At 71.6% G+C, this 26,309-nt stretch carries 19 protein-coding genes; 13 read left to right on the top strand and 6 right to left on the bottom strand.

Annotated elements, in window-relative coordinates:
• Window positions 1-66 precede the first annotated feature (66 nt).
• Window positions 67-1,032, bottom strand: coding sequence for a phospholipid scramblase-related protein (locus OG892_RS34555; RefSeq protein WP_371631154.1), 966 nt, complete (start codon window positions 1,030-1,032; stop codon window positions 67-69).
• 113 nt (window positions 1,033-1,145) lie between these two features.
• Between OG892_RS34555 and OG892_RS34550 the strand changes: the two genes are divergently transcribed.
• The 4 genes from OG892_RS34550 to OG892_RS34535 all read left to right on the top strand — a co-directional run bounded on the left by OG892_RS34550 (window position 1,146) and on the right by OG892_RS34535 (window position 4,314).
• On the top strand, window positions 1,146-1,571 hold the full coding sequence (locus OG892_RS34550; protein ID WP_371631153.1) for a hypothetical protein: 426 nt from the start codon (window positions 1,146-1,148) through the stop codon (window positions 1,569-1,571).
• Window positions 1,572-1,654: 83 nt separating this feature from the next.
• Window positions 1,655-2,302, top strand: a complete 648-nt coding sequence (locus OG892_RS34545) for a DUF3105 domain-containing protein (RefSeq protein WP_328695038.1) — start codon at window positions 1,655-1,657, stop codon at window positions 2,300-2,302.
• A complete protein-coding gene (locus OG892_RS34540; RefSeq protein ID WP_371631152.1) occupies window positions 2,299-2,964 on the top strand; it encodes a DUF305 domain-containing protein in 666 nt (221 codons plus the stop codon). Before OG892_RS34545 ends, OG892_RS34540 begins: the two co-directional genes overlap by 4 nt.
• Before the next feature lie 105 nt (window positions 2,965-3,069).
• Window positions 3,070-4,314, top strand: coding sequence for an ROK family protein (locus OG892_RS34535; RefSeq protein ID WP_327339989.1), 1,245 nt, complete (start codon window positions 3,070-3,072; stop codon window positions 4,312-4,314).
• Between the two features lie 141 nt (window positions 4,315-4,455).
• On the opposite strand, the gene xylA is transcribed toward OG892_RS34535, so the two are convergent.
• On the bottom strand, window positions 4,456-5,625 hold the full coding sequence (gene xylA, locus OG892_RS34530) for a xylose isomerase (RefSeq protein ID WP_328695039.1): 1,170 nt from the start codon (window positions 5,623-5,625) through the stop codon (window positions 4,456-4,458).
• A gap of 315 nt (window positions 5,626-5,940) precedes the next feature.
• On the opposite strand from xylA, the gene xylB reads away from it, so the two are divergent.
• From xylB to OG892_RS34515, 3 genes are all read left to right on the top strand, one after another.
• Entirely contained in the window at window positions 5,941-7,434 is a 1,494-nt protein-coding gene (gene xylB, locus OG892_RS34525; RefSeq protein WP_371631151.1) for a xylulokinase, read from the top strand.
• Between the two features lie 87 nt (window positions 7,435-7,521).
• Window positions 7,522-8,796 (top strand): VWA domain-containing protein, encoded by a 1,275-nt coding sequence (locus OG892_RS34520; protein ID WP_158072232.1) that lies wholly within the window; start codon window positions 7,522-7,524, stop codon window positions 8,794-8,796.
• The gene (locus tag OG892_RS34515; RefSeq protein ID WP_327339986.1) at window positions 8,793-9,620 is read left to right on the top strand and encodes a hypothetical protein; all 828 of its coding nucleotides are present in this window, start codon (window positions 8,793-8,795) and stop codon (window positions 9,618-9,620) included. The genes OG892_RS34520 and OG892_RS34515 overlap by 4 nt, the downstream gene beginning before the upstream one ends.
• Before the next feature lie 116 nt (window positions 9,621-9,736).
• Here OG892_RS34515 and OG892_RS34510 read toward each other — a convergent pair whose 3' ends face one another.
• Window positions 9,737-10,924: a GDSL-type esterase/lipase family protein gene (locus OG892_RS34510; RefSeq protein WP_371631150.1), complete on the bottom strand. Its 1,188-nt coding sequence runs from the start codon at window positions 10,922-10,924 to the stop codon at window positions 9,737-9,739.
• A gap of 78 nt (window positions 10,925-11,002) precedes the next feature.
• Entirely contained in the window at window positions 11,003-11,572 is a 570-nt protein-coding gene (locus tag OG892_RS34505) for a TetR/AcrR family transcriptional regulator (protein ID WP_073734322.1), read from the bottom strand.
• Window positions 11,573-11,801: 229 nt separating this feature from the next.
• Between OG892_RS34505 and OG892_RS34500 the strand changes: the two genes are divergently transcribed.
• Window positions 11,802-12,329, top strand: a complete 528-nt coding sequence (locus tag OG892_RS34500) for a DUF4232 domain-containing protein (protein ID WP_073734321.1) — start codon at window positions 11,802-11,804, stop codon at window positions 12,327-12,329.
• Window positions 12,330-12,388: 59 nt separating this feature from the next.
• Here OG892_RS34500 and yicI read toward each other — a convergent pair whose 3' ends face one another.
• Together yicI and OG892_RS34490 are read right to left on the bottom strand one after the other, a co-directional pair.
• Entirely contained in the window at window positions 12,389-14,665 is a 2,277-nt protein-coding gene (gene yicI, locus OG892_RS34495; protein WP_371631149.1) for an alpha-xylosidase, read from the bottom strand.
• Between the two features lie 67 nt (window positions 14,666-14,732).
• On the bottom strand, window positions 14,733-17,627 hold the full coding sequence (locus tag OG892_RS34490) for a glycoside hydrolase family 3 C-terminal domain-containing protein (protein WP_371631148.1): 2,895 nt from the start codon (window positions 17,625-17,627) through the stop codon (window positions 14,733-14,735).
• Between the two features lie 519 nt (window positions 17,628-18,146).
• On the opposite strand from OG892_RS34490, the gene OG892_RS34485 reads away from it, so the two are divergent.
• The 5 genes from OG892_RS34485 to OG892_RS34465 all read left to right on the top strand — a co-directional run bounded on the left by OG892_RS34485 (window position 18,147) and on the right by OG892_RS34465 (window position 26,280).
• Entirely contained in the window at window positions 18,147-19,754 is a 1,608-nt protein-coding gene (locus OG892_RS34485) for an extracellular solute-binding protein (RefSeq protein WP_371631740.1), read from the top strand.
• A 128-nt stretch (window positions 19,755-19,882) separates the two neighbouring features.
• Window positions 19,883-21,016, top strand: a complete 1,134-nt coding sequence (locus OG892_RS34480) for an ABC transporter permease (protein WP_371631147.1) — start codon at window positions 19,883-19,885, stop codon at window positions 21,014-21,016.
• Window positions 21,013-21,984 carry a carbohydrate ABC transporter permease gene (locus OG892_RS34475; RefSeq protein WP_328864669.1) on the top strand — a complete coding sequence of 324 codons (972 nt, stop codon included), beginning with the start codon at window positions 21,013-21,015 and terminating at the stop codon, window positions 21,982-21,984. The genes OG892_RS34480 and OG892_RS34475 overlap by 4 nt, the downstream gene beginning before the upstream one ends.
• A 52-nt stretch (window positions 21,985-22,036) precedes the next feature.
• Window positions 22,037-24,013 (top strand): beta-galactosidase, encoded by a 1,977-nt coding sequence (locus OG892_RS34470; protein WP_371631146.1) that lies wholly within the window; start codon window positions 22,037-22,039, stop codon window positions 24,011-24,013.
• Window positions 24,010-26,280: a glycoside hydrolase N-terminal domain-containing protein gene (locus OG892_RS34465; RefSeq protein WP_371631145.1), complete on the top strand. Its 2,271-nt coding sequence runs from the start codon at window positions 24,010-24,012 to the stop codon at window positions 26,278-26,280. Before OG892_RS34470 ends, OG892_RS34465 begins: the two co-directional genes overlap by 4 nt.
• Window positions 26,281-26,309: the final 29 nt, after the last annotated feature.

Raw genomic sequence — 26,309 nt, 5'->3', positions numbered from 1 at the left:
GAACGCCCGCGTCCCTCACCGTGTCAGGTGGGGGGCGCGGGCGGTCTCGCGTACGGGCCGCGCGGCTCAGCCGAGGCCGCGGGAGTCCTGCTTGAGCGCGGTGTCCACGGTCAGCGCCGTGGCGACCACCAGGCTCAGCAGCGGCTCGGGCAGCTGGTAGTGGATCTGCAGCACGTAGTTGTCCGCCGTGGTGAACAGCGTCTTGGCGAGGCCTTCCCAGGTCTTGGTGATCCGGGCGATCTCGGCGTCGTTGTGGTCCACGATCGCGAAGTTCCAGGCGCGCCAGTTCTCCGCCTTGATCGCGCCGACCTGCTGCCCGTCGACCATGATCGCGAAGTTGATCTTGCCGATGGCGTTCTGCTGGACGATCTCGCCGACCGGCTGCCCGTCGGGGCGCTGGACGATGACCTTGGACTTGATGAACTTCGCCGGGCGGGTGAGCAGCAGCTGCGGCTGACCGTAGGCGTCACGGATCTCAAGACGGTGGGTCATGTACTGGTCGATGCTGCTGAGGAACCGCACGACCTTGCGGAGCGCGCTCTGACCGACCTCGACGACCGAGCCGACGGTGTTGCCGTGCTGGTCGAAGACGCTGTACTCGTTGGTGACCTCGATCAGCTTGGCCTTCTGGTTCACCACCAGGACCTGCTGGTTGAAGAGCGAGCCCGCACCCGGACCGCCGCCCTGCTGAGGGTGAGCGCCCTGCTGCGGGTGGACACCCTGCTGCGGCATCGCGGCCGGCTGCTGGGCAGGAGCCTGCTGCTGGTGCTGCGGGGCCGCCTGCTGCTGGTACTGCTGCTGGGGCGCCTGCTGCTGGCTGTGCTGCTGGGCCGCCTGCTGGTTGTGCTGCGGGGCCTGCTGGTGCGGCACCTGCGCCTGAGCGGGAGCCTGGCCCTGGGCCGGAGCCTGCTGCTGGCCGCCCGCCGGGTTGGTGTGCTCGGTCCACTGGGAGCCGTCCCAGTAGCGCAGCAGCTGGGGCGCGCCGTGCGGATCCGGATACCATCCCGCAGATACGTTCGAGTGCGTTGTCACCGGGGCACACTATCCCGCCATGCCGCGGGCGGAACCCCCTCCCGGCACATCCACAGCTTCGGAACGGCCCTCCGCACTCATTTGAAAGTTCACACACCGCTAGGATGTCCGGGATGAACAGGCTGAGCGGACGGACCGTCCGGGTGCGCGGCGCCCGCGTCCCCGTGCTGCTCGGCTGGTTGCTGGTGCTGCTCTCCGTGGCGTCGTGCTGCTCGTTCAACTCCGCGGGACCCACTGCGGACCCGCATCACGGCACCGTCCCCCTCAGCGCCTTCCACTCCTTCACCCGGGCGGCGGTGGCGGACGAGGCACGCGTCGTGGTGGCCGACGCCCCGCGCAACCGGGGAAGTTCCTGCCACGTCGCACCCGACGACGCCACGCCGGTCGTCCTGACCGCCCCGCCCGCACCGGCCACGCTCCCCTGCGCACCGGCCGTCCTCCCGGCCGGCTCCCTCACCGGGGCCGCGGGCATCCGGGGCCCCTCCAACGACGCCGTCGGCGACGTCGACCACCTGCGCCTCCAGGTTCAACGGATCTAGCAGCAGCGCCTGTCCCCCCTTCCTGAGGGGGCTCATCCGTCTGCCCGCAAACCGTCCGGCTCACCGAACCAGAGGACCCACCAATGGCCTCCGCCAAGAAGCACACGCCCGCCAACGCCCGCCGCGCCAAGCTGGAGGAGGCCCGCCGCAAGGAGCGGGCCCGCGAGCGCCGCAGCCGCGTCATCACGATCACCGCCGCCGTCGTCGTCCTGGCCGGCCTCGTCGCGGGCGGCGGCTACCTGATGAACACCGCCGACAAGAAGGACAAGGCCGAGACCGCCGCCCAGTCCTCGCCCGTCCGGGGTGAGAAGAGCTGGGACAAGCTCGGGCGCGACCACGTCGACAAGAAGGTCGACTACCCGATGAACCCGCCGGTCGGCGGCGACCACAACCCGGCGTGGATGAACTGCGACGCCGACGTCTACACCGAGGCGATACCGAAGGAGAACGCGGTCCACTCGCTGGAGCACGGCGCCGTCTGGGTCACGTACAACGGCAAGGCGGCGCCCGCCGACGTGAAGAAGCTCGGTGAACGGGTATCGGCCACCCCGTACTCCCTGATGAGCCCTGTCGAGGACCAGGCCGCGCCGTTGATGCTCAGCGCCTGGGGGAAGCAGGTGACCGTGAAGAGCGCCTCCGACGCCCGGGTCGCACAGTTCTTCACGAAGTACGTCCAGGGCCCGCAGACCCCCGAGCCCGGTGCCGCGTGCAGCGGCGGGATCGCCAAGTGACCCCCTCGGCCGGGTCCACGGTCCGTGCGTCCCGCCCGCTGGTGCTGGCCGGCGGCGCCCTGCTGCTGCTCGCGCTGGCCCTGGTCGCGCTCATGCTGGCCCGCCCCTCCGCCTCGGCCCCTGCACCGGACGCGAAGGCGGCGGCGTCCGCTCCCGCCGAGACCTCCGCGGACGTCGGATTCGCCCGCGACATGGCGGTCCACCACCAGCAGGCGGTCGAGATGGCGTTCATCGTCCGGGACCGGACCACCGACGTGGCGGTGCGCCGGCTCGCGTTCGACATCATCAACACCCAGGCCAACCAGCGCGGCATGATGCTGGGCTGGCTGGAGATATGGGGCCGTGCGAAGAGTTCGCCCGGCCCGCCCATGGAGTGGATGGGCCACACCGTCACCCCGCGCGGCGACGGGGCGCTGATGCCCGGCATGGCGACCGACACCGAACTCGACGCGCTGCGCAAGGCGAAGGGCAAGGACGCGGAGGTGCGGTTCCTGCGGCTGATGACGGCGCACCACCGGGCCGGCGCGGACATGGCACAGGCCGCCGCGGATGCCGCGGGCACCGACGAGATCAGGAACCTGGCATCGGGCATGGTGACGGCCCAGCGGTCGGAGATCGCGCTCATGGCGGACATGCTCAAGGAGCGCGGGGCCACCGGCTGAGCCCGCCGGCCCCGGACACACCCCTTGAACCGGGCGTGGCCGGGGCCGGGGGCAACCGCATCCGGACCGTACCGGTGTACGAGATCGCATAGGCTCGGCACCGATATGAAGAGCAACCTCACGCCGCTGGGGCCCAAGGCCGACAAGGACACCGTCCGGCGCAGCAACCTCAGCCTCGTGCTGCGGGCCGTCCGTGACGAGGGCGAGGGCGAGGCGACCCGGGCCGGGGTCGCCGCGCGGGTAGGGCTGACCCGGGCCGCCGTCTCCTCGCTCGTCGAGCAGCTGCTCGACAGCGGGTTCCTGACGGAGTCCGGCAAGACGTTCAGCGGGCAGGCGGGCCGGCCCGGCACCGCGCTCAAGATGGCCAGGACCGGTCCGGCCGGGCTCGGTGTCGAGGTCAACATCGACTACGTGTCGGTGTGCGTCGTCGATCTGGCGGGCACCGGCCGGGTCCGGCTCACCGAGCACCTCGACAACCGGGGCGCGCCCCCCGCGGAGGTGCTGGCGCGGGCGGCCAGGATCGCCGCGCGCACCCTGGAGTCGGCGGGCGAGCAGGAGCTGTTCCCGGTGGGCGTCGCGCTGGCGCTGCCCGGACTGGTCTCGGGCGGCGCGGTGCGCCAGGCGCCGAACCTCGGCTGGAACCAGGTCCCGGCGCAGGAGCTGTTCGCGGCCGCGCTGGCCGAGGAGCGTCCCGGACGCGAGGCGCTGGCCGTGAGTTCGGAGAACGAGGCCAATCTGGCGGCGCTGGCCGAACTGTGGTTCGGCGGGCTGGACCGGATCCGGAGCTTCCTTTACCTGACCGGTGAGATCGGCGTCGGCGGCGCCCTGGTCATCAACGGCGAGCTGCTGCGCGGGGCGCACGGCTTCGCCGGCGAGATCGGGCACGTGGTGGTGGACTCGCGGGGGCCGCAGTGCCGCTGCGGTTCGCGCGGCTGCCTGGAGCAGTACGCGGGCCAGGCGGCGCTCCTGCGGGCCGCCGGCATCGAGGAGACCGGCAGCGGCATCGCGGTCGCCGAGCTGGAGCGGCGCACCCGGGCGGGCGACGAACGGGCGGTCGCCGCCGTTGCCGGGGCGGGCCGGATGCTGGGCCGGGTGCTGTCGGGGGCGGTGAATCTGCTGGACCCGGACGCCGTGGTGCTCGGCGGGATCTACCGGAACCTGATGCCGTGGCTGTCGCCGCCCGTGGACGAGGAGCTGACGGGCCGGGTCGTGTCCGGGCTGTGGTCCCCGGGCAGCGGCAGGCTGCGCGCCTCGTCCGTCGCGGGTGACGCGGCACGGGGTGCGGCGGCCCTGGTCATGACGGACGTGCTCGCGGACCCGGTGGCGTACGCGGGGCGCGGCACGGCCTGAGGGGCGCTGCGGACAGTCTGCCCGCGGACACGACCTGCGACGCGGGGGCGGACGCGCCCCGGGGCGCCCCCCTGGAGGCGCCTCCAGGGAGGCACGTCCCAGTGAGCGCGTCCCAGTAGCGCGTCCGCCCCCGCGACAGGGTCAGCGGACGCCGAGCAGGTGGTCCATCGCCAGCTGGTCCAGGGCCTCGAACGCCATGCCGCGCTCGGCCGCGGCCGTCACGTCGAAGTCCTCGTACGCGGAGCGGTCGGCCAGCAGCCCCGCCACCCCGTCGGCGGCGGTGGGCTGCGCCAGCTCGTCCAGCCGGGAGGCGCGCAGCGCGTCCTGCACCACCGGGTCGGCGCGGAAGGCGGCGGCCCGGTCCTTGAGGATCAGGTAGTTGCGCATGCAGCCCGCGGCCGAGGCCCAGACGCCGTCGTAGTCCTCGGTCCGCGGCGGCTTGAAGTCGAAGTGGCGCGGGCCCTCGTAGCCGGCCGTCTCCAGCAGGTCGACGAGCCAGAAGGCCTGGCGCAGGTCACCGGCGCCGAAGCGGAGGTCCTGGTCGTACTTGATGCCGGACTGGCCGTTGAGGTCCAGGTGGAAGAGCTTGCCCGCCCAGATCGCCTGCGCGATGCCGTGCGCGAAGTTCAGCCCGGCCATCTGCTCGTGGCCGACCTCCGGGTTCACGCCGTACATCTCCGGGCGCTCCAGGCGCTCGATGAACGCCAGGGCGTGACCGACGGTCGGCAGCAGGATGTCCCCGCGCGGCTCGTTCGGCTTCGGCTCGATGGCGAACCTCAGGTCGTAGCCCTGCTCGACGACGTACTCCCCGAGCAGGTCGAACGCCTCCTTCATCCGGTCCAGCGCGAGACGGATGTCCTTCGCACCCCCGGACTCCGCACCCTCACGGCCACCCCACGCCACATACGTCTCAGCGCCCAGCTCGACCGCCAGATCGATGTTGCGGATCACCTTGCGCAGCGCGAACCGCCGCACATCACGGTCGTTCGACGTGAACCCGCCGTCCTTGAACACCGGGTGCGTGAACAGGTTCGTCGTGGCCATCGGAACCTTGAGACCGGCCGCGTCCAGCGACTGGCGGAACCGCTTCACGATGCCCTCGCGCTCGGAGTCCGTCGAGCCGAACGGGATCAGGTCGTCGTCGTGGAACGTCACACCGTACGCACCGAGCTCCGCGAGGCGCTGCACGGTGTCGACCGGGTCGATCGCCTCCCGGGTCGCGTCGCCGAACGGGTCGCGCCCCTGCCAGCCCACGGTCCACAGGCCGAAGGTGAACTTGTCCTGCGGGGTGGGGGTGAAACGCTCGGTCATGGTCCAACCGCCTTCGGTGCCATGGGTCCGCAGCCGGTCGGGCGGCCGAACCTCAATTTGTTCAGTGTCATGACTAATCATGCACCGACCACCCCGGCGACGTAACCCCCCAGCCCGACTCCATACCCACCCTCTCGCACGAACACCCGCCCGACTACCTAATCCGCCGCTTGACGGAAATCCACCCCACCCCCTGTTCCCCGCCGCTTCGATCACCTAATTTGTTCTCCGTACGATCAAATACCCGCAGGGCGATGTCCCCACGGCATCCCGCCACGCGGGACCGACCCCTGAGACCAGAGAATGAGGCCAGCCATGCCGCCGCTCACCGTCGTCATCGGTGTGGACAGCTCCACCCAGTCCACCAAAGCGGCGTTCGTCGACATCGCGACCGGCCGGCTGCTCGCCGTCGGCCGTGCCCCCCATGTCGTCACCGGGGAGGCCGGGGCCCGCGAGACGGACCCCGAGGTGTGGTGGCAGGCGCTGTGCGACGCGGTCGCCGCCGGGCTCGAGGAGTCGGGCGTCCCCGCCTCCGCTGTCGCCGGGATCGCCGTGGCGGGCCAGCAGCACGGCCTCGTCGTACTGGACGCGAACGGCGCCCCACTGCGCCCTGCCCTGCTGTGGAACGACACCCGTTCCGCCCCGCAGGCCGCCGCCCTCACCGCGGCGCTGGGCGGACCCGACGCCTGGACCGCGCGCACCGGCTCCGTGCCGGTGGCCGCGATGACGGCGTCGAAATGGCAGTGGCTGCGGGAGAACGAACCCGCCACCGCCGCGGCGGTGGCGGCGATCCGGCTGCCCCACGACTTCCTCACCGAGCGGCTGTCCGGCCGCGCCGTCACCGACCCCGGCGACGCGTCCGGCACCTGCTGGTACTCCACCGCCACCGGAACCTACGACCCCGAGCTGCTCGAACTCCTCTCCATCGAGCCCGCGTCGCTGCCCGAAGTGGCCGCGAGCGGCGCGGCCCGCATCGGCTCACTGACCGCAGGTGCGGCCGAGGCACTCGGCCTGCCCGCCGGTATCGCCGTCGCGGCGGGCACCGGTGACAACATGAGCGCCGCCGTCGGTCTCGGGCTCGGCGGCGCCGGGCTCCTGGACCACCCGGTGCTCAGCCTGGGCACCTCCGGCACGGTCTTCGCCGCCTCCCGGACCAGGCCCGCCTCCGCCGCGCTCTCCGGCTTCGCCGCGGCCGACGGCACGTACCTCCCGCTGGCCTGCACCCTCAACTGCACGCTCGCCGTGGACAAGGTCGCCGCCCTGCTCGGCCTGGACCGCGCCGACGCCGCACCCGGCGGCGAGGCCGTGGTCCTGCCCTACCTGGACGGCGAACGCACCCCCGACCTGCCCACCGCCTCCGGCCTCCTCACCGGGCTGCGGCACGACACCACCCCCCAGCAACTCCTGGGCGCCGCCTACGAGGGCGCGGTCTTCACCGTGCTGCGGGCGCTCGACGAACTGCTCCGCGCCTGCGGGCTCGACCCGGCGGACCCCGAGGTGGCGGCCCGGCCGCTGCTGCTGATCGGCGGCGGCGCCCAGGGACACCAGTGGGTGGAGACCGTACGGCGGCTGTCGGGGCGTCCGGTGACGGTACCGGCCAGCGGCGAACTCGTCGCGGTGGGCGCGGCGGCCCTCGCCGCCTCTGCCGCCACGGGGACGGACCCGGTCGCCGTCGCCACCGGCTGGCGTTCCGGCGAGGACCGGCAACTCGCGGCGGTGGAAAGGGACCTGGCCACCTGGGACCGGATCGGCTCGGTACTGGACCGGGCGGCCGGACCGCTGCTGGGCGCGGACCGCCCGCAGGGCTGAACGCGGGCGGTGGCAGCCGGGCGACCGGCCGACGTCCCGTCAGCGACCCGTTTTGGATAGCGAACTGATGTTCACTACTATCCGGCGATGATCATAAGAAGAAGGCTGACGGTCGGGGTGGGTATTCTGCTCGCCACCCTGACCGCCGGGCTCGGCTCGGCCCTCCCCGCCGCGGCCGATGAAACCCCCACGAAAGCGTCCCCCAAGGTCGAGCTGGTGCTCGATGTCAGTGGCTCCATGCGGACCCGCGACATCGACGGCCAGTCCCGGATGACCGCGGCGAAGCAGGCGTTCAACGAGGTCCTGGACGCGGTGCCCGAGCAGGTGCAGCTCGGCATCCGCACCCTCGGCGCCGACTACCCGGGCGACGACCGGAAGGTCGGCTGCAAGGACACCAAGGCGCTCTACCCGGTCGGCCCGCTCGACCGCACGGAGGCCAAGACCGCGGTCGCCACCCTCGCGCCCACCGGCTGGACCCCGATCGGACCCGCCCTGCTGGGCGCCGCCGACGATCTGGAGGGCGGCGACTCCACCCGCCGGATCGTGCTGATCAGCGACGGCGAGGACACCTGCGGCCCGCTCGACCCGTGCGAGGTGGCCCGGGACATCGCCGCACGCGGCATCCACCTGGTCATCGACACCCTCGGCCTGGTGCCGAACGAGAAGATCCGCAAGCAGCTGACCTGCATCGCGGAGGCCACCGGCGGCACATACACCGCCGTCCAGCACACCGATCAACTCTCCGGCCGCGTAAAGCAGTTGGTCGACCGGGCGGCAGAGCCCGTCGTCACCCCCGTGGCGACGGAGGGCGCGGACAGCTGCACCGACGCCCCGAAGCTCAAGGCGGGCCTCTACACCGACCGCGAGAAGATCGGTGAGCACCGCTGGTACCGGGTGGAGGTACTCCCCGGCCAGGAACTGCGCGCCTCGGTCAGCGTCTTCGCGGACCGCGCCGTGAACAACGACTACGGGACCCTGCTGCGGGCGGTGACCGTGCACGGCCGGGAGATCGTCAGGGGTTCCGAATCCGGGACCGGGCGCACCGACGCCATCTCGTCCGGACTGCGCTACCCCAGGCCCGAGCAGGACGATGACGACGAGGAGCCGGTCCCCGAGACCGTCTGCCTCCAGGTCAGCAACTCCTTCTCGGCGCCCGCCTCTGTGAAGACCTCGCCCGGAATGCCGGTCGAGCTGACCGTCGACGTGGTGGACGGGCCCGACAACGCGGCCGATGTCGCCGCGTTCGGCCTGGGCCGCGGCTGGTGGCTGCTCGGCGTGCTCGTCCTCACCGGACTGGTCGCGGGCCTGCTGACCGGCTGGATCTCGCGCTGGCGCATCGCCGTCTGGAGGACCAACCGATGATCCGTACGACACGTGTGCTCGCGGGTGCGCTGCTGACCGGCCTCGCCCTGCTGACCGGGGCGGGGGCCGCCGTCGCGGACGACCCGTCACCGAGCCCCAGCGCCTCCGGCGACGGCTCCGGCCCCACGGAGGCGGGCACCGCCTTCCGTACCGCCACCGCGATCCAGCAGAACCAGACCGCCACCGCCGGCGGATCCACGGGCGACTACCTGTACTGGGTGTTCCCGGCCGACGCGGGCCAGCGGCCCACCGTCAAGGCGAAGGTCACCCTGCCCGAGGCCGCCACCCGGCACGGCGTCTCGACGTGGCAGATCGACGTGTACGACGGGCTGCGGCGCCGTCAGGCCTGCATGTACGGCAAGCAGACCGGCAAGGCCGCGGCCGACGCCGCCACGGTCGAGCTCACCTGCGTCCTGCGGACCGTCAGGGCCTGGTCGGAGCCGTGGGCCAACGACCCGCTGCCCGGAAGCTATTACGTCCGCCTCACCGTCGTCGATCTGCCCTCGGCGGATCTCGGTCTGCCGGTGCGGACCGAGGTCGAGGTCACCTCGGCCGGGAAGGGCGGTGCCGGGGACGTCGACGGCACGCTCTCCAAGCCGCTGGTGCCCGGGGTGTCCTCGGCCGAGCAGGCCTCCGACGACGACGCCTCCGCCGCCCCGGTCCCGCTCGCGGGTGAGCCCGAGGACGGCTGGGCCTCGGGGTGGTGGACCGACCGCTGGCTGTGGACCGTCGGCGGCGGGGTGCTGGGCGCGCTCGCGGCCGTCTTCGGCTACTCGCTGACCCGTGGCAACGGCCGCCCGTCCCGGGTCCCGCCCGGCATGTGACGTACGCCCGTCGGCCGGACCGGAACCCCGGACCGGCCGACGGGCTGACGCATTGACGCAGTGACGCGGTGACGCGGTGACGCGGTGACGCGGTGACCCAGTGACCGACGAATTGATCAGGCCGGGCGTTCCGCGGCGAACGGGCCGTCGGGGGCGAAGGCGAGGGCGGCGAACCGGTCGCCCATGCGCCGGTGGGTGGCCGCGTCCGGGTGGAGCTGGTCCGGCAGCGGCAGTTCGGCGAAGTCCCGCTCTCCGTACAGAGCGCGGCCGTCGAGGTAGTACAGGTTCGGGTCGTCGGCGGCGCGCTGCTCGACGAGGTCGCTCAGGGCCTCCCGGATGACGTTGAGCGTCAGCTTCCCCGCGGCCCTCTCCGAAGGGTCGCCCATGGCCTTGAACTGGAGCCTTCCCTCACTGAGGTTGCTGAAGTCGGGCATGCTCGGGCCCGGGGTGTCCTCGTGGATGGGGCACAGGACGGGCGAGACGACCAGCAGCGGAGCGGTGGGGTGCCCCTCGCGGACGGTGTCGAGGAAGCCGTGCACCGCCGGGGTGAAGGCCCGCAGCCGCATCAGGTCGGCGTTGACGAGATTGAGGCCGATCTTGACGCTGATCAGGTCCGCGGGGGTGTCGCGCATCGCCCGCGCCGTGAACGGGTCGAGCAGCGCGCTGCCGCCCAGGCCCAGGTTGACCAGCTCCACCCCGCCGAGGGAGGCCGCCAGTGCGGGCCAGGTGCTGGTGGGGCTCGCGGCGTCCGAGCCGTGGCTGATCGAACTGCCGTGATGCAGCCACACCTTGCGGCCCCGGTCGGGGGCGGGTTCGACGGGGGCGTCGGTTCGCAGGGCGACGAGCTCGGTGTTCTCGTTGTACGGCAGCCAGATCTCGATGTCCTTGACGCCTTCGGGCAGCCCGGCGAACCGTACGGTGCCGACCGGTCCCGGCTGCGTCTGCGCGGTCCCGGCGGTCATGTCGACCAGGAGGACGTTGCCGCCGGTCACGCTCCCCTGCCCCGCGAGGCGGCCGTCGACGAGCAGGTCGTAGACGCCGTCGGGGCGGGGCGGCGCGCCCTGGTAGGCCGTCTTGGTGCGGAGTGCGTCCAGCTCGATCACGGTGGCGGCGGTACGGAACACCAGCCGCACGCCGGACGGCTGGGCCTCCGCCATCGCCAACTGCGCGTCTGCGCACTGTGCGCGGGCGCGGGCGGGCAGCCGGTGCGGGCGCACTCCGTGCTCGGTGCGCTCCAGGTCGAGCGCCCCGCGCAGGAGGTCTGCGGTGATCGGTGTGGTGATCCAGTCGGATTCGGTCTGCATGTCTCTACCTGTTGCCTCTACCTGTTGCTCGGAACGTTGAGGTGTTGCTCGGAACGCTGAGGTGCCCGGGAACTCCGGTCAGGGCGCGGGCCAGTTCCGCAGCAGGGCGTCCAGTGCGTCCAGGGACCACGACCAGCTCTCCTGCGAGTCGGGGGCGCTGTGGCTGAATCCGCCCTGCATCTCCAGGCTGACGTAGCCGTGGAAGACGCTGCCCAGCAGCCGGACGGCGTGTGTCTGATCGGGCTCGGTCAGTTCGTAGCCGCGCAGGATGGCCCGGGTCATCTGCGCGTGCCTGCCGCCTGCGCTGGCGGCGGCCGCTTCCGGGTCGAGCCTCAGCTGGGCGGCGGCGTAACGACCGGGGTGCTCGCGGGCGTAGTCGCGGTAGACGTCCGCGAAGGCCTTGAGTGCGTCCTTGCCCGCCCGTCCGGCGAGTGCGGCGGCCCCGCGGTCGGCGAGCTCCTCCAGGGCGAGCAGGGCGATTCTGGTCTTGAGGTCGTGGGAGTTCTTCAGATGCGAGTACAGGCTCGCGACCTTGACGTCGAACCGCCGGGCGAGCGCCGAGACGGTCACCTGGTCGAAGCCGACCTCATCGGCCAGCTCCGCCCCGGCCTGAGCCAGGCGGTCAGCCGTCAGCCCTGCGCGCACCATGCTCTTCCTTCCGTCAGCCGTCACCCACGATCCTATACCTATTAAGGATTTACCTAAGAGGTATAGGAATCGTCCGGATACCCAGGCATCTCGACGGTAGATATTGAAGCGATATGCCCCATCTATCGCCAGGAGCGTGGCATACCGTCCAGAATGTCCCTGTCGGTTGTACCGGTCGCCGGGTCCTCCGGCCACGACCGCAGGCTGTCGATCCAAGGGGAGAAACAACATGCGCCCGTCCTCCGCTCTCACCGCCGCGCTCACCGCGACGGCCGCCGTGGCCCTGACCGCCACCGGCGTGACCGCCGCCCCGGCCGGTACGTCGGCCCCCCGTCCGGGTATCTGCCAGGAGCAGTCCCTCAGCGTCTCGGCCTCGTCCGGCGGGCAGCGGAACGTGGCCCGGATCGCCGTCACCAACCGGGGCGGGAGCACCTGTGTGGTGGACCGCATCCCCACGGTCACCTTCCGGGGGCTGGACGGCTCGGCCGAGGCCGTGCCGCCGGCGACCAGCGGCCCCTATGTGCTCTCGCCGGGCGAGCACGGGTACGCCGCCGTACGCACGGCGGCCCCGGGCGCCACCGAGGGCCACGTCGTCCGCACCCTGTCCGTGGCGGCGGACCCCTCGCACCACGGCGTCACGTTCGGCGCCGCGACGGTGGGCATGGGCCGCGGGATCCAGGTGTGGGAGCCGGTCACCACCCTGTGGCACACCTCCCGCGCCGCCGCCGACCGGGCCCTGGCGGACGCGACACGCTGAGCGCGGGACGGTGCCGGGGGGAGCCGGTCACCGCCCCGCGCGTCCCGGGGGCAGCTCCCTCAGGCGCCCCGCAGCGTCACCGTGCCCGCACCCTCCCCGGTGGCTCCGGTCTCCTCGTCGACCACCCGGAAGGGCCGGTCGCTCCCCTCGGCCGTGACGCTCAGGGCCGCCCCGTCCCGGACCACCCGGAACGTCGCGGCGACCGCTCCCGTCAGGTCCGGCACCGTGACCACGGCGTCGGCGGCGGCCACCGGACCGTAGGCGCGCAGGGTGAGTCCGTCCAGCCAGTCGCCGTCCGGGCGCTGGTCCTCTGCGCCCCAGGGGAGCACCGCGCCGGGGCGGACCAGGACCGGCAGGCTGTCGAAGCCGTGGGTCTCGTGGCGCCAGACCGGCCCGGTGACGGTCTCGCCGGTCAGCAGCGACGTCCAGGTGCCCTCGGGGACGTAGTACTCGACCTGCCCGTCCTCGGTGAAGACCGGTGCGACCAGCAGGTCAGGTCCGAGCATGTACTGACGGTCCAGCATCCGGGTCGTCGGATCGTCCGGGAACTCCAGCAGCATGGGGCGCATCATCGGCACGCCCGTCCGGTGGGCGGTGGCGGCGACCCCGTACAGGTACGGCATCAGCCGGTGCTTGAGGAGGGTGAACGCGCGGGCGACGTCCACCGCCTCCTCGCCGAACGCCCACGGCACCCGGTACGACACGTTGCCGTGCAGCCGGCTGTGCGAGGAGAGCAGGCCGAAGGCGAGCCAGCGCTTGAAGACCGCCGGGTCCGGGGTGCCCTCGAAGCCGCCGATGTCATGGCTCCAGAAGCCGAAGCCGGACAGACTCAGTGAGAGGCCGCCGCGCAGGGACTCGGCCATCGCCGTGAACGAGGCGAAGCAGTCACCGCCCCAGTGCACGGGGAACTGCTGGCCGCCGGCCGTCGCGGAGCGGGCGAAGAGCACCGCCTCGCCGGGTCCGCGCTCCTTCTCCAGCAGTTCGAAGACCGTCCGGTTGTAGATCTGTGCGTAGTAGTTGTGCATCCGCTCGGGGTCCGAGCCGTCGTGCCACACCACATCGGTGGGCACGCGCTCGCCGAAGTCCGTCTTGAAGCAGTCGACGCCCTGGTCGAGCAGGGCGCGGAGCTTGCCGCTGTACCACTCGCGCGCCGCCGGGTCCGTGAAGTCGACCAGGGCCATGCCGGGCTGCCACAGGTCCCACTGCCAGACGTCACCGCTGGGCCGGCGGACCAGGTATCCGCGCTCCGCGGCCTCCGCGAACAGTGCGGACTTCTGGGCGATGTACGGGTTGATCCACATGCTGATCCGCAGGCCGCGCTCCTTGAGCCGGGCCAGCATGCCTTCGGGGTCGGGGAAGACGTCCGGGTCCCACAGGAAGTCCGACCACTGGTACTCACGCATCCAGAAGCAGTCGAAGTGGAAGACGGAGAGCGGGATTTCGCGTCCGGCCATGCCGTCGACGAACGACGTCACGGTCTCCTCGTCGTAGGAGGTGCAGAACGACGTGGTGAGCCAGAGACCGAACGACCAGGCCGGCGGCAGTGCGGGGCGGCCGGTGAGCGCGGTGTAGCGGGCCAGCACCTCCTTGGGGGTCGGCCCGGCGACGATGTAGTACTCCAGCGACTGGTCCTCGACGCTGAACTGCACCTGGCCGACCGACTCGGAGCCGATCTCGAAGGAGACCCTTCCGGGGTGGTTGACGAAGACGCCGTAGCCGCGTGACGAGAGGTAGAACGGGATGTTCTTGTAGGCCAGTTCGCTGCTGGTGCCGCCGTCCGCCTGCCAGATGTCGACGCTCTGGCCGTTCTTGACGTACGGGGTGAAGCGCTCACCGAGGCCGTAGACGTTCTCACCGATGTCCAGGGCGAGTTGGGCGACCATGTGGTGGGTGCCGTCCGACGTGGTGGCGAAGGCGGTGCCCTTGTCGCCCGCCCCGGTGAGACGGCGGCCGTCGGCGTCGAGGAAGGTGAGGCCCCACGGCCCGTCGCCGTCCATGCGCAGGGTGAGCGGTCCGCTGGTCAGTTCGGTGACGGCCCCGTCCTGCCGGGTCCGGGCACCGGCGGCTGCCGGGTCCAGTCCGGGGAGCGCGAAGTCGGGCCCCCGGTTCACCGTCCCGGCGTGGTGGGTGGCGCGCACGCCGATGATCCCCTCGGCCGGGGAGAAGCATTCGACGGTGATCAGTGGGGTGTTGAGGGTGTCGCCGCGTTCGGCGACGTGCTTGACCGCCGCGTAGGCGGTGAACCGCTCTTCGCTGACGCGCAGATCGCGGATCTCGGTGGCGTAGCAGGCACGTACGCCCTCACGCATGAGCCAGAAGCCGTCGGTGAACTTCATGAGGATTCCTTGCCGGGGGCAGCTCGAACGGGACTGGCGGGAGAGGGGGTTCGCGTCGCGGGACGGTTCACTGCGTTTCCCCGGTGAAGGACATCCGGGCCAGACGTACGGCGCCGTCCAGGGTGACGCGCAGGTCGCGGACGCCGGAGGCGCTGATCGCGGCCCGGTGGGTGCGGTAGTCGTACGGTCCGCCGGTGGCGCTCACCGGAACGGTGACCGTGGCGCCGTCGACGGTGATGTGTACGGCCCCCTCCCCCGACGCCGACACCGCGAGGTCCTGGGCCCCGGCGCCGAAGTCGCAGCTTCGGTAGAGGAGTTCGTTGCGGGTGGCGGACGCGGACACGGCGTCGCCCTCGGTCTTCGTCCGGTCGACGATCACGGTGCCCAACTGCTCGTCGTAGTCGGCCGCCTCCAGACCTCGCGTCAGGACCTGCCGCGGGCCGGCCGGTTCACCCTCGACGGTGAGCACGGTGACGGTCCGGATGTCGGCGCTGGAAGCGCCGGCCTGGATCTCGTACGCGCCGGGCTCGACGGTCCAGCGGCCGTGCGCCACGTCCCAGTGGCCGAGCTCGGTCACGGGGACGCCGAACTCGACGCGTTCCGCTGCGCCGGGCGCCAGGTGCAGCCTGCGGTGGCCGGCCAGCTGCCGCAGCGGCCTCGGGACGGACGGCGCGACCGCCCGCACGTAGAGCTGGGCGACCTCGTCGGCGGCGACGGCCCCCGCGTTGGTGACGGTCAGCGACACCCGCACGAGGTCGCCCGCACGCTCCGCGGTCAGGCCGCTGTAGGTGAACTCGCTGTACGAGAGGCCGTGGCCGAACGGGTAGAGCGGTGTGCCCCGGTAATAGAGGTAGGTCTGCCGGGAGCCGATGATGTCGTAGTCGAGCAGACCGGGCAGTTCCGCGTCGGAGGCGTACCAGGTCTGCGGCAGCCGGCCGGCCGGCGAGACGTCGCCCGCCAGGACCCGGGCGAGCGCCGTTCCGGCGGCCTGTCCGCCGTGCGCGGTCCACAGCAGCGCGGGGATCGTGGCCGCCGCGTCGGCGAGGGCGTACGGGTAGGCGGAGGTGACGGCAAGGACGGTGCGCGGGTTGGCGGCGTGGGCGGCACGCCAGAGGCGTTCCTGCTGGGCGGGCAGATCGAGCGTGGTGCGGTCCTCGGTCTCGCGGCCGTTGATGTGGGCGTCGTTGCCGGCCACGACGATCACGGTGTCGGCCGAGGCGGCGGCGCGGGCCACGGCGTCCTCACCGCGTTCGGTCACCTCCACCTCGAAGACCGTCCCGGGGGCGTCGTCCGCTCCGGGGGCTCCTGTACCGGGGGCCGGGATTTCTTCGCCCGGGACGGCAACCTTTACGCCGTCGGCGGCGACAGAGACATACCCACCCGTGCCGATGTGCAGAATCCGGTGACCGCCCGCATGCCCCTCCACCGCCTCCAGCCGGAACGTCTCCTGAACGATCCAGCCGCCGGGCTCGTCCGCGGACGCCCGCAGACAGCCGTCCTCGGCCACCGACAGATAGCGGCCCGCCGGCTCGCGCAGGGTGATCACACCGTTTCCCCAGTCCACGAGCGCCAGGTCTGTCGGGGTGTCGCCGCAGGTCAGCGGAGGCAGATCGGTGCGCCCCGCGAGGAGCGCCGGGTCAAGGGCGCCCTGGGCACCCCGTGCCGAGTCCTGGCCGGTGTCCGCGGCCGGCACCTGGAGCCAGCCGTCCGCGCACTTCAGCCGGACCAGGTCCGCGCCCTCCGCGAACACCACGTGCTCGGCGCCGAACCGTTCCCGGATCCCGTCGAGCGGGGTGGAGCGGTGGATCAGCGTGCCGCTGTACCAGTCGAGCTTGCAGGCGTCCGCGAGCAGCCCGACGACCGCCACGGTCTTCCCGGCGGCGGGCTCCAGCGGCAGCAGGCCGTCGTTCTTCAGCAGGACGACGGCCTGCTCCGCGGCCTCCTGGGCGAGCGCCCGGTGTTCGGCAGTGTCGAAGTCGGCGGCGCCCGCGAAGGGGTCGAGGCCGGGATCGAACTCACCGAGCGAGAAACGCAGTTCGAGCAGTCTGCGGACCGCGGTGTCGATGTCGTGCTCGTCGAGCAGCCCGCGCTCCAGGGCTCGCCGGATGCGGCCGGTCATGACGGTGGGGTCCTGGCCGTGATCGGTGAAGCTGTCGACACCGGCCCGCAGGGCGGCGGCCGTCGCCTCCTCATGGGTGGCGAAGTAGTGCTCGGAGTCGACGAGGTTGGAGGGCGCGCCCGCGTCGGAGCAGACCACCAGCGACTGGTCGGTCCAGCCGCGCAACTGCTGGGCCAGGAGCGGCGACAGGTGGTTGGGCCGCCCGTTGACCAGGTTGTACGCGGGCATGACCCCGGCCACCGCGCCGGCCCGGACCGCGTCGCGGAAGGCCTTGAGGTCGTACTCGTGCAGGACCCTCGGGCGGACCGAGGAGGAGGCGGTGTCGCGGTCGGTCTCGCTGTTGTGGGCGAGCCAGTGCTTGAGGACGGGGGCGGTCCGCCAGTAGAGCGGGTGGTCGCCGCGCAGCCCCCGGGTGTACGCGACCGCGATGGCGGAGGTGAGGCAGGCGTCCTCGGAGTACCCCTCCTCGCCCCGGCCCCAGAGCGGGTTGCGCAGCAGATTCACGGTCGGGGCCCAGACGTTGAGGCCGACCCGGTCGTCCTGTGCGCGCTTGGCCCGGACCTCGTTGCCGACCGCCTCCCCGACCCGGCGCACCAGCGCGTCGTTCCAGGTGGCGCCGAGCCCGACGGCCTGCGGGAAGACCGTCGCCGGTCCCATCCACGCCACGCCGTGCAGGGCCTCCTGACCGGTCCTGAAGGCGCCGAGCCCGAGCCGGTCGACGGCCGGTGCGTACTGGTGCAGCATCGCGATCCGCTCGTCGGGCGTGAGCCGCTGGAGCAGGTCGTCGATGCGCTTGGCGAAGGGCAGTCGCGGGTCGCGGAAGGGCTGCGGTTGTTCCGTCACGTGCGGGTCCCCTTGGAGAGGTGGGAGGTTTTGGTGCCAGGACCTCGTTCGAGCTTCCGAGAACCCTCAGAAGATCCTTCGAAGCGCTTCGATGCTCTGCGGCCAACCCCGCCAGTGTCAAGGCCTCTACCTCGACCACCGCTCACACCAGCTCCCGTTGAGTCAGGAAACGGTTAGGAAACAGGTCGGAGGAATCTGGAAACGGACTCTTGTGCGACCGGGACCCTTCACTTAACCTCGCTGCAACATCGAAGCGCTTCGACAGAGCTTCGACGGGGCGCCCGACGCCCTGGATTTCCCGGGACGGCGACAGGTTCTGCCACCTCCCTGTTGAACCGCTTCACCTGCGGCCGGTCACGCCGGTCCAGTCAGCAACGCTCCACCTCAGACACAGGAACCGAACGGCGGTCACCCGCCACGTGTCGTCCTGGTGCGCCTCGAAGGGTTGACGCAATGACGCCGAATTCCTCCCCCTCCTCCACGGCCCCGAGCCGGAGAAGCTTCCTCGCCACCGGCGCGGTGGCCGCTGTCGCCGTGGCCGGCGGGGTACCGCTGCTCGCCGCGTGCGGCGGCTCCGGCTCCGGCTCCGGGAGCAAGGAGGGTGCGACAACGGGCAAGGCACTCAAGAAGGTTGTGCCGGCGTACGCCCCGCTGAACCTGGTCGAGCCGGATGTCGCGAGCGTCAACGGTTCGAGCCCCGGCTTCACCAAGCTGCCGGACCCGCTGGTCACCTCGGTGAAGTCGGTCCCGGGCAAGGGTTCACAGTTCCGCGTCATGACCCCGCTGTGGGGCACCGTCCCGAAGAAGAACAACCCGTACTACGCGGCGGTGAACAAGGCGGTCGGCGCCACGCTGAACTTCGACCCGCAGGACGGCAACACCTACCAGGACAAGATCGGTGCGGTGCTGGCCGGTTCGGACATCCCGGACGTCATGACCATCCCCGGCTGGAACATGCAGGGACAGATCCGCAACGCGATCACCGCCAAGTTCGCGGACCTGAGCCCCTATCTGGCGGGCGACGCCGTCAAGAAGTACCCGAACCTGGCGAACATCCCGACGGGCGCCTGGCAGTACTCCGTCTTCGGCGGCAAGCTGCGCGGACTGCCCATGCCGACGCCGGTCATCGGCAACGCGATCTTCTACCGCAAGGACCTGACCGGCTCCGGCGCCGTACCGGCGAGCGCGGACGACCTGCTGGCGTTCGGCAAGGAGTACACGTCGCCCAGGAAGAAGGTCTGGGCCTTCGACGACCTCTGGACCTGCATCCAGAAGATCTACGGTCTGCTGCCCGACGCGCCGCACTACTGGCAGCTGGAGAACGGCAAGCTGGTCCACAAGATCGAGACGAAGGAGTACCGCGAGGCGCTCGCCTTCGCCCGCAAGCTCCACGACGGCGGATACGTGCACCCGGACGCGGAGGCCAACAAGGACGCCGACGCCAAGATCCGCTTCACCAGCGGACACGTGGTGATGTACAACGACGGCACCGGCGGCTGGAAAGGCATGGTCACCGAACAGGCGACCGCCAACCCGAAGTTCGACATGCAGGCGCTCGACTTCTTCGACCAGGACGGCGGCAGGCCGGTCCTGTGGCAGGACGACCCGGCGGGCATCTTCACCTTCCTCAGCAAGAAGCTCTCCAAGGCGCGGATCGAGGAGTTCCTCGCGATAGCCGACTACGCGGCCGCGCCTTTCGGCACCGAGGAGTTCATGCTCACCAACTACGGCGTGAAGGGCACCCACTACACGATCAAGGACGGGGCACCCGCCTTCACCCCGCAGGGTGTCGAGGAGGCCCAGCCCGCCACCTTCCTGTACCTCGCCTCACCGCCGACCTCCATCGCCTACCCGGACCAGCCGCAGCTGGCGAAGGACTACGCGGCCTGGATGGCGCGCCAGGCCCCGAACGTCAAGAAGCCGCTCTTCTTCGGCATGCAGATCGTCGAACCCCAGCGGTACGCCTCCCTCTACACGCCCTTCGACGACCTGCAGAAGGACGTCCGGCGCGGCCGCAAGAAGGTCAGCGACATCGACGACGCGGTGAACACCTGGAAGAAGAGCGGCGGCGAGAAGCTGCGCGCCTGGTACCAGGACATTCTCGAGAAGAACGGCTCCGGCAACTGACGCGTACGGCACGTACAGCGCGTACGACACGTACGACGCGCACCAACCGTACGCAGGACAGCACGAGGGCCCGCCGGGCGCACGACCCCCGGCGGCCAGGGCGGAGAGCACGACATGGGGAGCACACGGTGAAGCCACGGGCCACGGTCGCGACCGACCCGGACCGCACCGCCGACGGGGCGGACGCCCCGGCCGGCGGCAGCGGCACCGGTGACGGCGAGGGAGACGGCAAGGACCCGACCGGCGGGCAAACGGGCAGGTCACGGACGAGCGGAGCCCGCCGTGCCCGTACGCCGAAGAGCCGACCGGCGAAGAGCAGACCGGTGAGGAACGGACCGCAGGCGGGAGGCATCACCTGGCGCCAGCGGCTGCGGCGCGACCGCACCCTGGTGCTGATGACGCTGCCGGCCATCGCCCTGCTGCTGATCTTCAACTACATCCCGCTGCTCGGGAACATCGTGGCCTTCCAGGACTACGACGTCTACGACCTGGGCATCACCGGCAGCCCCTTCGTCGGGTTCGACAATTTCACCCGGATCCTCGAGGACTACCGCTTCTGGGAAGTCCTCATCAACACCCTGGTCATCTTCGTCACACAGCTCGTCCTCTTCTTCCCCATCCCGATCGCGGTCGCGCTGCTGCTCAACACGATCATGAGCGCCCGGGTGCGGGCCTGGGTGCAGGCCGTCGTCTACCTGCCGCACTTCTTCTCCTGGGTGCTGGTCGTCACCGTCTTCCAGCAGATGTTCGGCGGCGCCGGGCTGGTCGCCCAGTGGCTGCGCGACCACGGTCACGAGGGCTTCGACCTGATGACCAATCCGGGCTTCTTCAAGTTCCTGGTCTCCGCCCAGGCCGTGTGGAAGGACGCCGGCTGGGGCGTCATCGTCTTCCTCGCCGCGCTCGCCGCCGTCAACACCGATCTGTACGAGGCCGCCGCCGTGGACGGGGCGGGCCGCTGGCGCCGCATGTGGCACGTGACGCTGCCGGCGCTGCGCCCGGTCATCGCGCTGCTGCTCGTCCTGCGGGTGGGCAGCGCGCTCAACCTCGACTTCGAGCAGATCCTGCTCCAGCGCGACCAGGCCGGGGCCGGGGCCTCGGAAATCCTGGACACCTACATCTGGTGGACGGGCATCAAGACCGGTGACTTCGGCTACGCGGCCGCCGCCGGGATCTTCAAGGGGCTGTTCAGCGTCGCCATGGTGCTGGGTGCCAACAAGGTCGCCCACATGCTGGGTGAGCAGGGGGTGTACTCCAAGAAATGACAACTCTCCTGGAACGTGCGAAGGACCCGGTGGACCCCGCGCCCCGCACCGAGACCCCGCTCCAGCGCGCCCTGCGCATGGAACCCCGCCCGGTGTGGGAGGAGGAGCCCACCAAGGCGGGTCTCGCCTTCAAGGGATTCGGTCTCGTCGCGATCTGCGCGGTCGTGATCATCCCGATCTGGGTGGTGCTCGTCACCAGCCTCTCCGACACCAGGACGATCAACGAGGCCGGCGGCCTGGTCGTCTGGCCGAGGCACATCACCTTCATCGCCTACAAGGAGCTGCTCAGCGGAGGTGCGGTGACCCGCGCGGCCGCCGTGAGCGTCGGCCTCACCGTCGTCGGCACCGTGGTCAGCATGGTCGTCTCCGTCCTGTGCGCGTACGGGCTGAGCCGCCGCGATTCGTACGCGCACCGTCCGCTGCTGATGACCCTGATGGCCACGATGTTCTTCGGTGCCGGTCTCATCCCGACGTATCTGCTGGTCACCGGCATCGGGCTGAGCGACAGCTACTGGTCGATGATTTTGCCCAGCGCGATCAGCGTCTTCAACGTGCTGGTCCTGCGCGGCTTCTTCATGGACACCGCACCCGAACTCATCGACGCCGCCCGCATCGACGGCGCCGGCGAGTGGCGCATCCTGCTCCAGATCATCATGCCGCTGTCGCGTGCGGTGATCGCCGTGATCTCGCTGTTCTACGCGGTCGGCTACTGGAGCCAGTGGTTCAACGCGATGCTCTACATCCAGGACAGCGACAAGTACCCGCTCCAGATGATCCTGCGTCAGCTGGTCCTCCAGCACCAAGTCCCCCCGGGCGCCATGGGTGCGGCGGTCAGCAGCGGGGCGATCAACAGCCTCGCCGTGCAGATGGCGGTCATGATCCTCGCGCTGATCCCGGTCGCGGTGCTGTCGCCGTTCGTCCAGAAGCACTTCCAGAAGGGCATGCTCACGGGCGCCGTGAAGGGCTGATCCACAACCGAGCTCCCTGTCGCAGAACCCATTCCAAGGAACGAGAGACGCCATGCCGTCCCTGCGCGACGCGGCCCGCGGCCGCATCCTCTTCGGAGGCGACTACAACCCCGAGCAGTGGCCCGAGGAGGTGTGGGAGGACGACGCCCGGCTGATGAAGGAGGCCGGGGTCAACTCCGTCACCCTCGGCGTCTTCTCCTGGGCGAAGATCGAACCCCGCCCCGGCGCAAGGGAGTTCGGCTGGCTGGACACGCTGATGGACCTGATGCACGCCCATGGGATCGGCGTCGTGCTCGCCACCCCGACCGCCTCCCCGCCGCCCTGGATGGGGTCGCGGCACCCCGAGACGCTGCCGCGCGCGGAGGACGGTTCCGTCATCTGGTACGGCTCGCGCCAGCAGTTCTGCGCGAGCTCCCCGGTCTACCGCCGCTACGCCGCCGCTCTCACCGAGGACCTCGCCGCCCGGTACGCGGACCACCCGGCGCTCACCGTCTGGCATATCAACAACGAGTACTGCACGCACTGCTGGTGCGACGGGACGGCCGCCCACTTCCGCCGCTGGCTGCGCAGCCGGTACGGCACGGTCGACGCGCTCAACGAGGCCTGGGGCACCGCGTTCTGGAGCCAGCGCTACGACGCGTGGGCGGAGATCCTGCCGCCGCGCAAGGCGCAGTACATGAAGAACCCGGCACAGGTACTGGACTTCAAGCGGTTCACCTCCGACGCGCTGATGGAGTGCTACGTCGCCGAGCGCGACATCGTCGCCCGGCACACCCCGCACATCCCGGTGACCACCAACTTCATGCCGCTGTGGTCGGGACAGGACGCCTGGGCGTGGTCCGCGCAGGAGGACATCGTCTCCGTCGACATCTACCCGGACCCCCGGGACCCGCACGGCGGCCAGTACAACGCGATGATCGCCGACATGACGCGCTCGCAGGCCGCCGGGCCGTGGATGCTCATGGAACAGGCCGCGGGGCCGGTCAACTGGCGTGGGGTCAACCACCCCAAACCGGAGGGACTGAACCGGCTCTGGTCGCTCCAGGCGGTGGCGCGTGGCGCGGACGCCGTCTGCTACTTCCAGTGGCGCCAGTCCCGGCAGGGCTCGGAGAAGTTCCATTCCGGGATGCTCAGCCACGCCGGAGAACAGGGCCGCACCTTCCGGGAGATCAAGCGTCTGGGGGCGGAGCTGGCCGTGATCGGCCCGGCCGTCGGCGGCAGCGGGGTCGGCGCGGACGTGGCGATCCTGCACGACTGGGACTCCTGGTGGGCGGGCGCGCAGGAGGGCAGGCCGTCCGCCCTGCTGGACTACACCGAGGTGGTACGGAGCTGGCACCGGGCGCTGTGGGAGGAGGGGTTCGCCACGGAGTTCGCCCGGCCGGACGCCGATCTGAGCCGGTTCAGGGCGGTGGCCGTGCCGCACCTCTACCTGCTCGACGACACCGCGATCGACAACCTCGTGGCCTACGTGCGCGGCGGCGGGAGGCTGGTCTGCGGGTTCTTCAGCGGGGTCGCGGACGTGGACGACCGGATCAGGCCGGGCGGCATGGACGTGCGGCTGCGTGAACTCTTCGGCATCAGGACCCTGCACGAGTGGTGGCCGCTCGACGCGGGCGCGGCCGTGCGGTGCGACGGTTTCCGGGGCGGCCTCTGGTCCGAGGAGCTGGAGGCGGAGGCGGGCACAGAGGTGGTGGCCGCCTACCGCGACGGCGAGCTGGCCGGGCTGCCCGCGGTGCTGCGCCGGGGCCGGGCCTGGTACCTGTCGACGCTCCCGGAACCGGAGGCGCTGCGCGCGCTGCTGGGCGGGGTGGCCCGGGAGGCCGGGGCGCAGCCGGTGCTGGCGGGGCTGCCCGACGGGGTGGAGGCGGTCCGCCGCGGCGAGCTGCTCTTCCTGCTCAACCACGGGCGGGCCCCGGTCACCGTGACCGTGCCCGGCGCCCCGGAGGACCTGCTGACCGGCCGTGCGGTGCGGGGCCAGGTGGAGCTGGGCCGGCACGGTGTGGCCGTACTGAGAAACCCCGCGCCGTGACCGGGCGCGCGCACATCGACGGCACCTGGGAGCCCCGCCCCGCCGCCCGCTGGGAGGACGCCTTTCTCGGCGGCAACGGCCGGCACGGCGCCATGGTGTACGGGGACCCGGCCGACGACCGGGTCATCGTCAACCACCACACGCTGGTCCGGCCCAACGGCAGCGAGCACCTCCGCCCGCCCGAGCTGGCGCACCGGATCGAGGGGCTGCGGGATGCCCTGCTCGCCGGGGACACCACAGCGGGTGAGCGGTTCGGCGCGGGGCGGCCACTGGTCTGGGTGCAGCCCTTCCACCCGGCGTTCCAGACCAGGATCCGCCCCGTCCCCGGCTCGGTGCCCGACCCCGCCTCTGTGCCCGTCCCCGGTGACGACCCGGCGTACACCGGCTACCGGCGCACGGTCGACTTCGCCACGGGTGAGATCACGGCCGTCAGCGAGGGCCGGCGCAGCCAGGTCTTCGTCTCCCGCGCGCACGACGTGATCGTGCAGCGGGTGACCGGCCCCGGGCTCGCGGTGGACCTGACCCTGGACCACGCCCTGCCCGGCGCACCGCCCCGGCTGGCGATCGGGCGCAGCACCGCGCTGACTCCGGGCGGCGGCAGGCTGACGCTGCGGGCGGGCTACCCGGACAGCGAGTCGGCGTACACCGGGGTGGCCGTCGTCCGGGCGGACGGCGGGCGGGTCTCCGTATCGGGCGAGGGCATCCGCGTCGAGGGGGCCAGGAGCCTGCTGCTGCTCACCCGGGTGCGGCGCCACGCGGGTGACCTCGATCTCGCGGCGGAGTGCGCCGCGCTGCCGGGGGACGGCTACGGGGCACTGCTCGACCGGCACGTCGCGCTGCACCGTCCCGCCTTCGAGCGGGCCTCCCTCACCCTGGACACGGATCCGGCGGAACGGTTGTTGCCCGGCAGCGAGTTGGTGTGCCTCGCGGGCAGCCCCGCGCTGCTGGAGCGGCTGTTCGCGGCGGGGCGCTACCACTTGCTCTCGTCCTCCGGTGTGCTGCCGCCCCGGCTGACGGGGCTGTGGACGGGCGACTGGGACACCGCCTGGTCGGGGGCGTTCACCACCAACGCCAATCTCAACCTCCAGATCGCCTCCGCGGCGGCCGCGGCGCTGCCGGAGGTGTCCCTGGCGCAAGCCGCCCTGGTGTACGGCCAGCTCGGTGACTGGCGGGACAACGCGCGGGCGGTCTTCGGAGCGCGGGGCATCGTCGCCCCCTCCCACACCGACGGTGAATCCGGCCACACCCGCCACTACCAGCGCGCATATCCGCTGCATCTGTGGACGGCCGGTGCGGACTGGCTCCTGGAGCCGCTGCTCGCGCACGCCGAGGCCGGCGGAGTGACGGACCCGCGACTGGTCGAGGCGCTGGACGAGGCGGCCCTGTTCTACGAGGACTTCCTGACCCGTACGGGCCCGGACGGGGCCGTCGCCCTGGTGCCCTCCTACTCGCCGGAGAACCGGCCCGCCAACGCGAGCTGGGTGACGGTGAACGCGACGATGGACCTCGCCGCCGCCCGTCATGCGCTGACCGTGTCGGCGGACCGCTCCCCCGACCGCCCGGCGGCCGCCCGGCGGCGCGACCTGGCTGCCCGGCTCCCCGACTTCCGCGTCAACGGGGACGGCGCCCTCGCGGAATGGGCGTGGCCGGGCCTGAAGGAGAACGACGACCACCGCCATCTCAGTCACCTCTACCCGGTGTGGCCGCTGGACGCGATCAACCCGTACGACACCCCCGAGCTGTCGGCCGCGGCGCATCGCGCGCTGGAGCTGCGCGGCTCGGAGAACGACTCCGCCCACGGCCATCTGCACCACGCGCTGGTCGCCGCGCGGCTGCGGGACGGGGCGAGGGCCTCCGCCGCGCTGAACGCCGTGCTCGCGGGCGACTTCTTCCACGACTCCCTGATGAGCGCGCACTATCCGGGGCGTGACGTCTACAACGCGGACGCCGCCCACGCGCTGCCCGCGGCGGTCATCGAGTCGCTCGTCCAGTCGACACCCCACCGGCTGGTCCTGCTGCCCGCACCGCTCACCGGCTGCCCCAGCGGTGAACTGCTCGGGATCCGGACCAGGTTCGGCGCGGGTCTGGATCTGCGCTGGTGCGCCGACGGCACCGCGACCGCGGTGCTGCACCCCACCCGTGACGCCCGCGTCGATGTCCGCACGGGCGGCGGCAGCACACTCACCGATTCCTCCGCCGGATCGACCGCTGCTCCGCTGGAGCTGACGGCCGGCGTGGACCGCGTCCTCGAACTGGGGCCACGGTAGCGCTCCCCCACCCACCATGGAGGGACGAC

Origin of the sequence: Streptomyces sp. NBC_00341 (assembly GCF_041435055.1) — a bacterium.
GTDB lineage: Bacteria > Actinomycetota > Actinomycetes > Streptomycetales > Streptomycetaceae > Streptomyces.
The sequence above is the reverse complement of the archived record's forward strand: the minus strand, read 5'-3'. Positions and strand labels throughout refer to the sequence as shown.

Bases quoted from the DNA above. Each gene is read 5' to 3' on its own strand.
- OG892_RS34550 (WP_371631153.1), top strand. From the start codon at position 1,146: ATGAACAGGCTGAGCGGACGGACCGTCCGGGTGCGCGGCGCCCGCGTC.
- OG892_RS34545 (WP_328695038.1), top strand. From the start codon at position 1,655: ATGGCCTCCGCCAAGAAGCACACGCCCGCCAACGCCCGCCGCGCCAAG.
- OG892_RS34535 (WP_327339989.1), top strand. From the start codon at position 3,070: ATGAAGAGCAACCTCACGCCGCTGGGGCCCAAGGCCGACAAGGACACC.
- xylA (WP_328695039.1), bottom strand. From the start codon at position 5,625: ATGACCGAGCGTTTCACCCCCACCCCGCAGGACAAGTTCACCTTCGGC.
- xylB (WP_371631151.1), top strand. From the start codon at position 5,941: ATGCCGCCGCTCACCGTCGTCATCGGTGTGGACAGCTCCACCCAGTCC.
- OG892_RS34520 (WP_158072232.1), top strand. From the start codon at position 7,522: ATGATCATAAGAAGAAGGCTGACGGTCGGGGTGGGTATTCTGCTCGCC.
- OG892_RS34515 (WP_327339986.1), top strand. From the start codon at position 8,793: ATGATCCGTACGACACGTGTGCTCGCGGGTGCGCTGCTGACCGGCCTC.
- OG892_RS34510 (WP_371631150.1), bottom strand. From the start codon at position 10,924: ATGCAGACCGAATCCGACTGGATCACCACACCGATCACCGCAGACCTC.
- OG892_RS34505 (WP_073734322.1), bottom strand. From the start codon at position 11,572: ATGGTGCGCGCAGGGCTGACGGCTGACCGCCTGGCTCAGGCCGGGGCG.
- OG892_RS34500 (WP_073734321.1), top strand. From the start codon at position 11,802: ATGCGCCCGTCCTCCGCTCTCACCGCCGCGCTCACCGCGACGGCCGCC.
- yicI (WP_371631149.1), bottom strand. From the start codon at position 14,665: ATGAAGTTCACCGACGGCTTCTGGCTCATGCGTGAGGGCGTACGTGCC.
- OG892_RS34475 (WP_328864669.1), top strand. From the start codon at position 21,013: ATGACAACTCTCCTGGAACGTGCGAAGGACCCGGTGGACCCCGCGCCC.
- OG892_RS34470 (WP_371631146.1), top strand. From the start codon at position 22,037: ATGCCGTCCCTGCGCGACGCGGCCCGCGGCCGCATCCTCTTCGGAGGC.